This window comes from Streptomyces sp. NPDC031340, from assembly GCF_055569945.1.
Genome location: NZ_JBVIIE010000023.1, coordinates 1 through 12,443, shown reverse-complemented (window position 1 = coordinate 12,443; position 12,443 = coordinate 1). Strand labels below are relative to the sequence as shown.

At 74.1% G+C, this 12,443-nt stretch carries 9 protein-coding genes; 7 read left to right on the top strand and 2 right to left on the bottom strand.

What is annotated here, in order from left to right; all coding sequences use genetic code 11:
• The first annotated feature begins 38 nt into the window (after nt 1-38).
• From ACZ5GT_RS19365 to ACZ5GT_RS19340, 6 genes are all read left to right on the top strand, one after another.
• Nucleotides 39-923 (top strand): AfsR/SARP family transcriptional regulator, encoded by an 885-nt coding sequence (locus ACZ5GT_RS19365; protein ID WP_469025299.1) that lies wholly within the window; start codon nt 39-41, stop codon nt 921-923.
• 167 nt (nt 924-1,090) lie between these two features.
• A complete protein-coding gene (locus tag ACZ5GT_RS19360; RefSeq protein WP_469025295.1) occupies nt 1,091-1,981 on the top strand; it encodes a 4'-phosphopantetheinyl transferase family protein in 891 nt (296 codons plus the stop codon).
• A gap of 205 nt (nt 1,982-2,186) precedes the next feature.
• Entirely contained in the window at nt 2,187-3,008 is an 822-nt protein-coding gene (locus tag ACZ5GT_RS19355; RefSeq protein ID WP_469025752.1) for an AfsR/SARP family transcriptional regulator, read from the top strand.
• 96 nt (nt 3,009-3,104) lie between these two features.
• Nucleotides 3,105-3,260: a hypothetical protein gene (locus tag ACZ5GT_RS19350; protein WP_469025288.1), complete on the top strand. Its 156-nt coding sequence runs from the start codon at nt 3,105-3,107 to the stop codon at nt 3,258-3,260.
• Between the two features lie 104 nt (nt 3,261-3,364).
• Nucleotides 3,365-3,586 carry a DUF5988 family protein gene (locus ACZ5GT_RS19345; protein ID WP_469025283.1) on the top strand — a complete coding sequence of 74 codons (222 nt, stop codon included), beginning with the start codon at nt 3,365-3,367 and terminating at the stop codon, nt 3,584-3,586.
• Between the two features lie 120 nt (nt 3,587-3,706).
• On the top strand, nt 3,707-4,207 hold the full coding sequence (locus ACZ5GT_RS19340) for a GbsR/MarR family transcriptional regulator (RefSeq protein WP_469025277.1): 501 nt from the start codon (nt 3,707-3,709) through the stop codon (nt 4,205-4,207).
• A 158-nt stretch (nt 4,208-4,365) separates the two neighbouring features.
• Here the strand turns inward: ACZ5GT_RS19340 and ACZ5GT_RS19335 are convergent, their stop codons facing one another.
• The gene (locus ACZ5GT_RS19335; protein WP_469025273.1) at nt 4,366-6,090 is read right to left on the bottom strand and encodes a 3-hydroxyacyl-CoA dehydrogenase family protein; all 1,725 of its coding nucleotides are present in this window, start codon (nt 6,088-6,090) and stop codon (nt 4,366-4,368) included.
• A 54-nt stretch (nt 6,091-6,144) separates the two neighbouring features.
• Nucleotides 6,145-7,269 carry a 3-oxoacyl-ACP synthase III family protein gene (locus ACZ5GT_RS19330; RefSeq protein WP_469025270.1) on the bottom strand — a complete coding sequence of 375 codons (1,125 nt, stop codon included), beginning with the start codon at nt 7,267-7,269 and terminating at the stop codon, nt 6,145-6,147.
• Between the two features lie 471 nt (nt 7,270-7,740).
• Between ACZ5GT_RS19330 and ACZ5GT_RS19325 the strand changes: the two genes are divergently transcribed.
• A partial coding sequence (locus ACZ5GT_RS19325; protein WP_469025748.1) for a beta-ketoacyl synthase N-terminal-like domain-containing protein occupies nt 7,741-12,443 on the top strand: 4,703 nt, incomplete at its 3' end.

Sequence of the window (12,443 nt, the reverse complement as noted above, 5' to 3'; positions counted from 1 at the left end):
GCGACAGGTGCGAGCGGCAGCACGGAAGGCGAGGCAGCGTGGACATTGACCTTCTAGGAGCACTGGACGTGCGCGAGAACGGGGTCTCCGTCGCCCCCACCGCGCCCAAACCCCGCCAGGTGCTGGCCCTGCTGGCCCTGCACGCGGACCAGGTCGTGCCGCTGTCCGTGTTCCTGGAGGAGCTGTGGGCGGGCGCGCCGCCGCGCAGCGCCCGCACCACCCTGCAGACGTACGTGCTCCAGTTGCGCGAGCTCATCGGCGCCGCGCTGCCGGCGGACGTTCCGGACACCCCGCCGCGCACCGCGAAGGACGTCCTGGTCACCGCGCCCGGCGGCTACTCGCTCGTCAGCGGCGACGGCGTCAGCGACGTGCGGGAGTTCGAACGGCTCGCCGGTGTCGGCTACCGGGCGATGGACACCGGGGACTTCGCCGGAGCCTCCCGTGTCCTGCGCGAGGCGCTCGACCTGTGGACCGGCACGGCGTTCGCCGGGGTCCAGCCCGGCCCGCGGCTGGCGACCGAGGCCAAGCGGCTGGAGGAGAGCCGGCTGTGCGCTCTCGACCAGCGCATCGAGGCCGATCTGCGGCTGGGCCGCCACCGCGAACTGCTGGCCGAACTGACCGTGGTGTCCAGCCGGTACCGCACCCACGAGGACCTGCACGCCCAGTTCATGATCGCGCTTCATCGCTCGGGCCGCCGCGGGGAGGCCATGGACGTCTACCGCCGGCTGCGCACCACGCTCGTGCAGGAGCTGGGCCTGGAACCCTCTCCACGGCTCACCCGGCTCCACCAGCACCTGCTGGCGTCCCCCGGCGACGGCCCGGCCCCCTGTCCCGGCCCGGAGGGAGACCTGCCCCTGGCCGAGGAACACATGGCGGCGGCGGGCTGGCTCGGGGCCGGTACTCGGGCTCACTCTCCGTACTGAGGGCGGCGGGCGCGTCTCCCTCCCGGCAGCCGGGACTGCTCCACATGACGATGACCAGCGCGACCTGCGCGCAGGAGCCGGAAGCCCGGCCGGCCGTCGCGGCCGGGGCGCGGCCGGCGGCCCACGGCTGACACCGGACCGTGCGACTTCATGGACGCGGACAGGACGTGAACAGGACGCCGGAGCACACCGGTGACGGCCGCACGACCACCGGTGCCGGTGCCGGTGCCGGTGCCGGTGCCGGATCGGGCCGGGCGGTGCGGCTGTGGCTCTGCGCCGACGAGGACCTGCCCGCCCGGATCGCCGGGGCGCTCGCCGAGCGCTGGCTGGACCGGCGGGAGAAGCGGATCGCGAGCGAGTTCGTCTCCGAGCGCGACCGGCGGCAGTACCTGGTGGCCCACACCCTGCTGCGGCGGGTACTGGCGAGGGAGGCCGGGCTCACCGAGCCCGAGCTGGTCATCCGGCGCTCCCCGCGCGGCCGGCCCTTCCTGCGATGGCCCACGGGCGGACCGCCGCGCGGCGGAGAGCGACTGGACTTCAACCTCTCCCACAGCGGCGGATACAGCCTGCTCGGAGTGGCGCGGCGGCGGCGCATCGGCGTCGACCTCGAACTGCTCGAGCGGCTCGGCGGCGCCGGACGGCCGCCGGACGCCGTCACCGGCACCTTCGCGCCCGAGGAACGGGAGTGGGTCGCGCGGGCGGGGACGGCCGCGCTGCGGGGACGGCGCGTGCTGCGCCTGTGGACGCTGAAGGAGGCCTACGCCAAGGCACGCGGCCTCGGTCTCGGCCTGCCGTTCGACTCCTTCGCCTTCACCCTCGCCGCCGACCGCGGCGTCCTCGCCTTCCGGCTGCCCGAGGACGATCCGACGGGACGCTGGAGCTTCCTGGAACTGGAGCCCGTGCCCGGCGTCCTGGTCGCGGTCGCTGTCCAGGCCGACGACGGCCCGCCGCCCCCGCTCCAACTGCACCGCGGCTTTCCCTGGGCCGACAGGGCGGAGCCGGACACCGTCACGCTGCCCGAACCGCTGGGGCGGGCCGGGGACGTGACGGACGGCTGAATGCCTGACAGAGGACCGAACGGCAGGCGGACCGCCCATCTTGCGGAATTGAAAATTCCGGTAAAGGCGGACCTCTCGCATGGAACTCCGCTACAGAGCCGCTTGAGAAAAGCGCTCAGGGCGGAAGGGCCCGGCTAGCTTGCCTTTCGGCACGGGTGCGGGACCGGGCACGGTGTCGTCGAGCGGTAGCAACGGGGAGGATTGTGTGAGGGTTCAGCTTCTTGGTCCATTGAATGCCCAGGTCAAGGGCGGATCGATTGTACCGACCGCAGGCAAGCCACGGCAGATCCTGGCGCTGCTCGCGCTGTATCCCGGTCGAGTCGTGCCCGTGTCGACGCTGATGGAGGAACTGTGGGCGTCGAAGCCTCCGCAAAGCGCGCTCACCACGTTGCAGACGTACATTCTCCAGTTGCGCCGGCGGATCGGCGCCGCGATGGGGGCCGGCTCCTCGCGCACCGTGAAGGACGTGCTCGCCACCCGGCACGGCGGATATCTGCTGCAGATCCCGGGCGAATACGTCGACGTGCACGAGTACGAGAAGCTGGTGCGCGAGGGGCAGGATGCCTTCGGGACCGGGGACAACCAGGTGTCGGCCGACCGCTTCCGGGCCGCGCTGGATCTGTGGCGGGGCCAGACGCTGGTGGACATCAGACTCGGGCCCGTGCTGGAGATCGAGGCCATGCGCCTGGAGGAGAGCCGCCTGGTGACCGTGGAGCGGCGCATCGACGCCGACCTCCGGCTCGGCCGCCACACCGAAGTCATCGCCGAGCTGAAAGAACTGACGGCACGTCATCCACGGCACGAGGGTCTGCACTCCCAGGTGATGGTGGCCCTGTACCGCTCCGGCAGGCAGAGCGCGGCCCTGGACGTCTACCGCGGGCTGCGCGCCCGGCTCATCGAGGAACTGGGCGTCGAGCCGTCCCCGCAGCTGCAGCGGCTGCACCAGGCGATGCTGTCGGTCGATCCGATGCTGAACGTGCTGGCGGGGCCGCGGCGGACGTCCACGTTCGATCTGTTCGCGGCCTGAGCGGCGGGAGAAGACCGTCCCTCCAGCGCGGCTTGAGCGGGGTTGCCCATCCTGACCGTGGACGTCCGGAGGGGGAGACGCCCCCCGAGGCTGTCCATGACCGAGGCGGTGGCCGGGGCCGGTTTCTCCACCGGGCCGCTCCACCGCCGTACCTTCACCGGCGGCCACCTACGCCTGACGGCACCAGCACGGCCGTCGCGGGCCGTCGCCGAGGAGCCGGACCGGTCCACCCGCACGCCGGTGCCCACGTGACGCCGTACGCCGTACGCCGTCGCCGGGCCGCGTGCCGGACAGCGTCCGCAGACAACTGCACAGCGTCTGGAGCACACCAGGACGACGACCGCGAGGAGACCCCCATGCTGACGACGACCCCGTCCCCGAACGCCCTGCTGCTCGGCGCGCCGTACCGGCCGGACGAGCGCGAGATCGCCGTGCACGTCGACGACCACACCGAGACCTTCAAGATGCGGGTGGAGAACCGTTACGACCACTTCGAGCCGACCGAGGAGTTCGTCCGCCGCGGCGACAGCGAGCTGCGGGTGTTCCGCTACATCCGCTACACCCGGGTCGCGGAATAGCCCGTCCCGCGCGTCCCCTTGAGGCGCCGGGCGGGACGCCTTCCCGTCGGCCGTGGTGACGTGCCGCGGCCGCGACGTCGAGCAGCAGGGCCGACGGAGAGTGCGAAGGGGGAGGGCAGCGTGGAGACATCGGCGCGGCAGGAGGCCGACGGCGCGGCGGTGGCCGCTTTCGTCGAGCGGTTCGCCGCCGATCTGACCGAGGCGGGCATCCCGCGGATGTCGTCCCGGATCTTCGCCTGCCTGCTCGCCGAGGCGGACGGTGTGCTCACCGCCGCCCAGCTGGCCGAGCGGCTGAGCGCCAGTCCGGCCGCGGTGTCGGGTGCGGTGCGCTACCTGGCCCAGCAGCACATGCTCAGCCGCGAGCGCGAACCCGGTTCGCGGCGCGAACGCTACCGGCTCCACGCCGACATCTGGCACGAGGTGGTCGCCGGCCGCGACAAGGTGTTCGCACGCTGGAGCGCGACCATGCGGGCGGGTGTGAAGGCCGTGGGGGAGGACACCGCCGCGGGACGGCGCCTGGCGGAGGCGGCCGAGTTCTTCGAGTTCACCAAGGCCGAACTCGCCGCCATGGTCGACCGCTGGCACCGGAGCAGGGCCCTGGCACAGGAGAACCAAGTCTGACGGCACCGTCCCCCGGCCCCCGGCCGGGCGACGGTGCGCACACACACGACGGCCCGGCGGGCAGCGCCCTTGACGCTGCCCGCCGGGCCGCTCGCCCGTGCTCTCGCCCTTCTCGCCCCTGCTTGCCCCTGCTCTCGCCTGTGCTCTCGCCCCTGCTCTCAGTGCGCCCGGAAGCCGCGCCCCGACTTGCGGCCCAGGTAGCCGGCCGCCACCAGGTGCCGCAGATGCCGGGCCGGTTCCAGCGTGGGCTCCTGGAAGGCCCGGTGGAGCGTCTCCTGGATCTGCAGCGAGACGTCCAGTCCGATCACGTCCAGCAGGGCGAGCGGGCCCAGCGGATAGGCGCAGCCCGCCGTCATGACCGTGTCGATGTCCTCGGCGCTCGCGCGGTGCTGCTCCAGCAGCCGCACCGCGCCGTTGAGGTACGGGAACGGCAGCGCGTTGACGATGAACCCGGCGCGGTCGCCGCACGACACCGGATGCTTGCCGAGATCCGCGCAGACCGCCCGGACCGTGCCCAGCGCCTCCTCGGAGGTCAGCACCGTGCCCACCACCTCCACCAGGCGCATCACCGGCGCCGGGTTGAAGAAGTGCATGCCGAGGACCGACTCGGGACGGGAGGTGACGACGGCGCACTCCACCACCGGCAGGCTCGACGTCGACGTGGTCAGCACCGCGCCCGGCCGGCACACCCGGTCCAGCCGGCCGAACACGGCGCGTTTGACGGCCAGTTCCTCCGCGACGGCCTCAACCACCAGGTCGCAGTCGGCGACCGCGGCCACGTCCTGGGTGCCCGTCAGCCGTTCCATGGCGGCGTCGCGGTCCTCGGCGTCGATCTTGCCGCGGTGGACGCCGCGGTCCAGGGAGCGGGCCACACCGTCCAGGGCCTCCTTCGCGCGGACCTCCGTACGGGCCACCAGCACCGTCCGGCGGCCGGAACGGGCGAACACCTCGGCGATGCCCTTGGCCATCGTGCCGGAGCCGATCACGCCGACCGTGCGCACCGGCCGCGCGACGGCCGGCGCGGCGGGCGCGGGCCGGGCGGGGGTCTCCTGCGGATGGCGGTAGAAGCCGCGGCCCGACTTCACCCCCAGCAGCCCCGCCGTCACCATGTGGTCGAGCAGCGGCGGCGCCAGATAACGGGACTCCCCGGTGAGCTCGTACAGGCCGTGCAGCGCGTCGCGGACCGTGTCCAGGCCGATCAGGTCCGCGTGGGCCAGCGGGCCCAGCGGCAGGCCGCAGCCCAGCCGCATCGCCGCGTCGATGTCGTCGCGCGAGGCGTAGCGGCGCTCGAACATCGCGATCGCGCCGTTGAGGTACGCCAGCAGCAGGCCCCCGCCGACGAACCCGGGCTGGTCGCTCACCGAGACCGGGGTGCGTCCCGTGCTGCGCACCAACTCCTCGACGGCCGTGCGCACGGCCGGATCCGTGACCGGCGTGTGCACCACCTCCACGCAGCCTCCCTCGGGGGCGTGGCCCACCGGATGCAGGCCGACGGTGCGCGGCAACCGTCCGCAGGCGGCGGCGATCCGGGTGACCGGCAGCGATGTCGTGGTCGCGAACACGGTGTCCGCGCCGCAGAGTTCGGCGGCCCGGCGCAGCAGGTCCGCCTTGAGCGCGAAGTCCTCCGGCACCGCCTCGATCACCAGGCCGCTGCCCGCGACCGCCTCCAGACGGGTGGTGTACGTGACCGGCGCGGCGGACGTCCGGTCGCCGGTGATCCGCGCGGTGCGCTCGGCACCGCGCGCGAGTGACGCCTCGTCCGTCTCGACGGCCACCACCGGCACACCGGCCCGGGCCAGCGCTCCGGCGAGGGCGGAGCCCACGGTGCCCAGGCCGAGCACCGCGACCCGCGCGAAACCGGGAGAATCTGCTGTCGTGGTCATGCCGCTGATTCCTTTCGTCGGGGCCGAGGCCCTGGACGAGTGAGAAGGCTTGGTCTAGGCGGCCGCCGTCCCGCCCCAGCGCACCAGGACGGTGCCCAGCGACATGCCGCCGCCGAATCCGGCCAGCAGCAGCAGATCGCCCTCGTGCAACAGGCCGCCTCTGCGGGCGTCGTCGAGGGCGAGGGGAATGGACGCCGCACTGGTGTTGCCGTGCCGGGCGACGGTCAGATGGGTGCGGGCGCGGTCCAGACCGAGCCGCGGCACCGCTTCGGCGAGCATGACGCCGTTGGCCTGGTGCGGAATGAAATGGTCCACGTCGCCCAGGTCCAGGCCGTGCTCCTCCACCACCCGCCGTACCGCACGCGGCAGTTCGGCCATGACGAACTCGCGCACGCCGCGCCCGTCCATCCGGAAGTGGTGGAGCCCTTCGGCCAGCGTCTTCTCCGACGCGGGCAGCCGGCTGCCGCCCGCCGCCACATGGATCAGATCGTGCCGGTCGCCGCGGCTGGCCAGGTGGGCGCCGAGCACCCCGGACCCGTCGGCGGCCGGGCCGAGCACCACCGCGCCGGCGCCGTCCCCGAAGAGGATCGCGGTGCGCCGGTCGGTCCGGTCGATGATCCGCGAGTAGACGTCCGCGCCGATCACCAGGGCGTACCCGGCGGACCGTCCGCCGGGCGCGGCCGGCAGCAATCGGGCCGCCGCCACCAGCGCGAACACGAAACCGCTGCATACGGCGTTGAGGTCGAAGGCCGCGGCGCCCGGCGCGCCCAGCCGGTCCTGCACCAGGCAGGCGGTGGCCGGCTGCGGGCAGTCCGGGGTGGACGTCGCCACGACGATCCAGGACAGCTCCGCCGCGGTGATCCTGGCCGCGTCCAGGGCCGCGCGGGCCGCCTCGACCGCCAGGTCGGAGGTGGCCTCGGAGTCGGAGGCGTAACGCCGCTCGAGGATGCCGGTCTTCCGCTGGATCCACTCGGCGGAGACTCCGGCCCGGGCCGCGCAGACGCTGTTGGAGACGGTGTCGGCAGGCAGATACGACCCGGTGCCCAGGATCCCGATGGCGGTTCCGGAACCGCCGGGATCACCAGGATCAGCAGGACCACCGGGACTGCCGGGGGTACCCGGGGTGCCTGGGGTGCCGGGATCACCGGGATTTCCGGGGTTGCCTGATTTCCCTGTCATGACGGCTCCTGACCGTTCCGCGGTAAGCGCTGGCACAGGAATGCCGTTCACCAGCCGCCGGCGCTCCAAGGGACTTTCCGTAAGGTTCTCGGGCGGCGGCCGGGCCGGTAACCCTTGTCTGTCCCCCTAAGCGCCCCTACGAGCCGCGTCCGGCCGTGACCAGCGCCCCGGTCCGGCCGCACCTTTGAACCGCGCGTCAGCGTCCGGCCGTCGCCTGCACGGAATAGCCCGGACCCGATCCCGGTCCACCCGCGCCGACGGAGCCCTGGAGACGAGCCAGGGCCGACGGAGCCCTGGAGACGCGCCAGGAAATCAGCGAAGGGGGAGCTCGTGGCTGAGCCAGCGAATCCGGCGGGGCAGAAGGCGGCACCGGAGGCCGCCGAGGCGTCCACGTCCGCCGGGACGTCCGCCGAGGCGTCCACGCAGCTCGGGACGGCCGGCCGGGCCACCGCACCCGTCGCCGTCCTCGGCCTGTCCTGCCGCTTCCCGCAGGCCGACGGCCCCGACGCCTACTGGCGGCTGCTGCGCACCGGCACCGACGCGATCACCCGCGCGCCCGAACACCGCCGCGACACCGTCGCCCCCGACGCGCCCGAAACCGCCTGGGGCGGCTTCCTCGACCGCGTCGACACCTTCGACGCCCGCTTCTTCGGCATCTCGCCGCGCGAAGCCGCCGCCATGGACCCCCAGCAGCGGCTCGTCCTGGAACTGGCCTGGGAGGCCCTGGAAGAGGCCGGCATCCTGCCCGGCACGCTGAAGAACACCCCCACCGGTGTGTTCATCGGCGCCATCTGGGACGACTACGCCCCCCTCGTGCACGCCGACCGGACCGCCACCGCGCACGCCTTCACCGGACTCAACCGCGGTGTCATCGCCAACCGCGTCTCCTACACCCTCGGCTTGACCGGCCCCAGCCTCACCGTCGACACCGCCCAGTCCTCCTCCCTCGTCGCCGTCCACCTCGCCTGCCAGGCCCTGCACAGCGGCGAGGCCGACCTGGTCCTCGCCGGCGGCGTCAACCTGCGCGTCGGCGCCACCAGCGCACAGCGCACCGCCGGATTCGGCGCGCTGTCCCCCAACGGCCGCTGCCACACCTTCGACGCCCGCGCCAACGGCTTCGTCCGCGGCGAGGGCGGCGGCATCGTCGTACTCAAACCCCTCGACCGCGCCCTCGCCGACGGCGACCGCGTCCACGCCGTGCTGCTCGGCAGCGCCGTCAACCACGACGGCGCCACCGACGGGCTCACCGTGCCCAGCGCCGCCGCCCAAGCCGCCGTCGTCCGCCGCGCCCTGCGGCAGGCCGGCACCGACCCGCACCACGTCCAGTACGTCGAACTGCACGGCACCGGCACCCCCGTCGGCGACCCCGTCGAGGCCACCGCGCTCGGCGAGGCCGTCGGCCGCGGCCGCGACGCCGACGACCGGCTGCCCGTCGGCTCCGCCAAGACCAACGTCGGGCACCTGGAAGCCGCCGCGGGCATCGCCGGCCTGATCAAGACCGTGCTCGCCGTCCGCCACCGCGAACTGCCGCCCAGCCTCCACCACGAGACCCCCCACCCGGCCATCGACCTCAAGCGCCTGCGGCTGCGCGTGCAGACCTCCGCAGGTCCCTGGCCGCACCCGGAGCGACCCCTGATCGCCGGAGTCAGCTCCTTCGGCCTCGGCGGCGCGAACTGCCACGTGGTGGTCGGACAGCCCCCCACCCGCCCGGCCTACGACAGCGCCGCCGAGCCCGCGGCGCCGGGCCGCACCCTGCTCTTCCCGCTGTCCGCCCGCGGTCCCCGGGCCCTTCGCGCCCAGGCCGGCCGGCTGCGCCGCCACCTCGACGCGCACCCCGCCGGCGACCCCGCACGCCTGGCACAGGCCCTGGCCACCACCCGCACCGCGCACGAGGACCGCGCGGTCGTCCTCGCCGAGGACCTCGGCCGGCTCGCCGAGCACCTCGACGCGCTCGCCGCCGGCACCGGCACCGCCCGCCTGGTCCAGGACCGCGCCCGCGCCGGCGCCACCGCGTTCCTGTTCTCCGGGCAGGGCAGCCAGCGACCCGGCATGGGACGCGAACTGCACGCCGCGCAGCCGGTGTTCGCCGCCGCGTTCGACGACGTGTGCGCCGCCCTCGACCCGCACCTGGACCGGCCCCTGCGCGACATCGTCTTCGCCGCCCCCGGCAGCGCGGACGCCGCCCTGCTCGACCGCACCGCCTGGACCCAGCCCGCCCTGTTCGCCTACGAGACCGCCCTGTACCGGCTGCTCGACCACCTGGGCGTGCGTCCCGACTTCGTCGTCGGCCACTCCATCGGCGAACTCGCCGCCGTCCACGCGGCCGGCGTCCTCGGCCTCGACGACGCCGCCGCCCTGGTCGCCGCCCGGGGCCGCCTCATGGACGCCCTGCCGGAAGGCGGCGCCATGGCGGCCGTCCAGGCCACCGAGGAGGAAACACACCCGCTGCTCACCGACCGGGTACGCCTCGCCGCGATCAACGGGCCGCGCTCCGTCGTGGTCTCCGGCGACGCCGACGAGGTCGCCCGCATCGTCGAGCACTGGCGCGCCCAGGGCCGCAGGACCAAGCGGCTGAAGGTCAGCCACGCCTTCCACTCCCCACACATGGACGGCATGCTCGACGCGTTCCGCACCGTCGCGGCCGGCCTCACCTACCGTCCCGCCCGGCTGCCCGTCGTCTCCGACCTCACCGGCCGCGTCGCCGCCTCCGACGAGCTGGCCGACCCCGACTACTGGGTGCGCCACGTCCGCGACGCCGTACGGTTCGCCGACGGCATACGCACCCTGCTGGACGCCGGCGTCACCACCTGCGCCGAACTCGGCCCGGACGGCGCCCTCGCCTCCGCGGGCCGCGAAACCGCCGGCGAGCAGGCCGCGTTCGTACCGCTCACCGGCGGCGGCCGCCACCCGGAAGCGGAGGCGTTCACCACCGCCCTGGCCCGCCTGTACACGCTCGGCGCCGCCGACGGCCTCGACTGGGACGCCGTCCTCGGCACCCCCGGCACCCCCCGCTCGGCACTCCCGGCCCTGCCCGGCTACGCCTTCCAGCGCAAGCGCCACTGGGTCACCCCGGACGACACGAGCGCGGTCGCGCACGGCACGGCGACCGCACGGGACGCCGTCGGCGCGGCCTCCGCGTCGGACGCAGGGGCCGGTGCGGTGGCCGACGCCGGGTCGGATACCGGGACCGGTGCGGTGGCCGACGTCGACTTGGATACCGGGACCGATACTGGGGCCGATACCGGGACCGACGACGCCGAAGCCCCCGCGGCCGGCCGTCTGCGCGAGCTCCTCGAACCCCTGCCCGCGGAGGCGCGCGAGCAGGCCGTCCTGGACCTGCTGCGCGGCGACATCGCCGTCGTCCTGGGCCACGACGACCCCGCCGACATCGACCTGCGCGACACCTTCCACGGCCTCGGCTTCGACTCGTGGAGCGCCGTCGAACTGCGCGACCGGCTCAGCCGGGGCACCGGCCTCGACCTGCCCAGCAGCCTCCTGTTCGACCATCCCACGCCGATCGACCTGGCCCGCCACCTGCGCGACCGCGCCCTCGGCACCGGCAGCGGCACCGCCCTCCCCGTCGCCGCCCAGCGCGTCGGTGGCGGCCGCGACAGCGGCTACGAGCCCGTCGCGATCGTCGCCATGGGCTGCCGCTTCCCCGGCGGCACCGACTCGCCCGAGGCGCTGTGGCAGGTCCTTGCCGAGGGACGCGACGTCATCGGTCCCTTCCCCACCGACCGCGGCTGGGACCTCGACGGCCTCTACGACCCCGAGGGCCGGCCCGGCAGGCACTACGTGCGCGAAGGCGGATTCCTCGACGGGGCCACCCACTTCGACCCGCAGTTCTTCGGCATCTCCCCGCGCGAGGCCGCAGCCATGGACCCGCAGCAGCGGCTCCTGCTGGAGACCTCCTGGGAGACCCTGGAGCACGCCGGTATCGACCCGCACTCGCTGCGGGGCTCCGCCACCGGCGTCTTCGTCGGCGCCACCTTCCAGGACTACGGCCCCCGCCTGCACGAAGGCACCGAGTCCACCGAGGGCTACCTGATGACCGGCAGTACGCCCAGCGTCGCCTCCGGCCGCATCGCCTACACCCTCGGCCTCGAAGGCCCCGCCGTCACCGTCGACACCGCATGCTCGGCCTCCCTGGTCGCCCTCCACCTGGCCGCCCAGTCCCTGCGGTCCGGGGAGTGCTCCCTGGCCCTGGCCGGCGGCGTCACCGTCATGCCCACCCCGGGCATCTTCGTCGAACTCACCCGCCAGCGCGCCTTGTCCGCGGACGGCCGCTGCAAGTCCTTCTCCGCCTCCGCCGACGGCACCGGCTGGTCCGAGGGCGTCGGCCTGGTCCTGCTGGAGAAGCTGTCCGACGCCCGCCGCAACGGGCACCGGGTGCTCGCCGTCGTCCGGGGTACGGCGGTCAATCAGGACGGCGCCTCCAACGGCCTGACCGCCCCCAACGGCACCTCCCAGCAGCGCGTCATCCGCCAGGCCCTCGCCAACGCCGGCGTCACCGCCGACTCCGTCGACGCCGTCGAGGCGCACGGCACCGGTACCCGTCTCGGCGACCCCATCGAGGCGCACGCCCTGCTCGCCGCCTACGGACAGCACCGGCCCGAGGACCGGCCCCTGTGGCTCGGCTCCGTCAAGTCGAACATCGGCCACACCCAGTCCGCGGCGGGTGTGGCGGGCGTGATCAAGATGGTGATGGCGATGCGGCACGGAGTGCTGCCGCGCAGCCTCCACTGCGAGGAACTCTCCCCTCACATCGACTGGGACAGCGGCGCCGTCGCCGTCCTCACCCAACACCGCGACTGGCCCGTCACGGACCGCCCGCGCCGCGCGGGCATCTCGTCCTTCGGCATCAGCGGCACCAACGCCCACCTGATCCTCGAAGAAGCCCCCGAGGCCCATGAGGTCCCCGAGGCGCCCGAGGCGCCGGTTGCCGACGGCAGTGCCGTCGGCCCCGTCGCCTGGCTCCTGAGCGCCCGGAACGACGACGCGCTCACCGCACAGGCCGCCCGCTTGCGCGCGTACGCCGACTCACACCCCTACACCCCGCTCGACGCGGTGGCCTCCGCTCTGGCGGCGCATCGTGCGGTGTTCGATCACCGTGCGGTGGTGGTGGGTGGGTCGCGGGAGGAGTTGGTGGCGGGGCTCGAGCGGCCGGTGGTGCG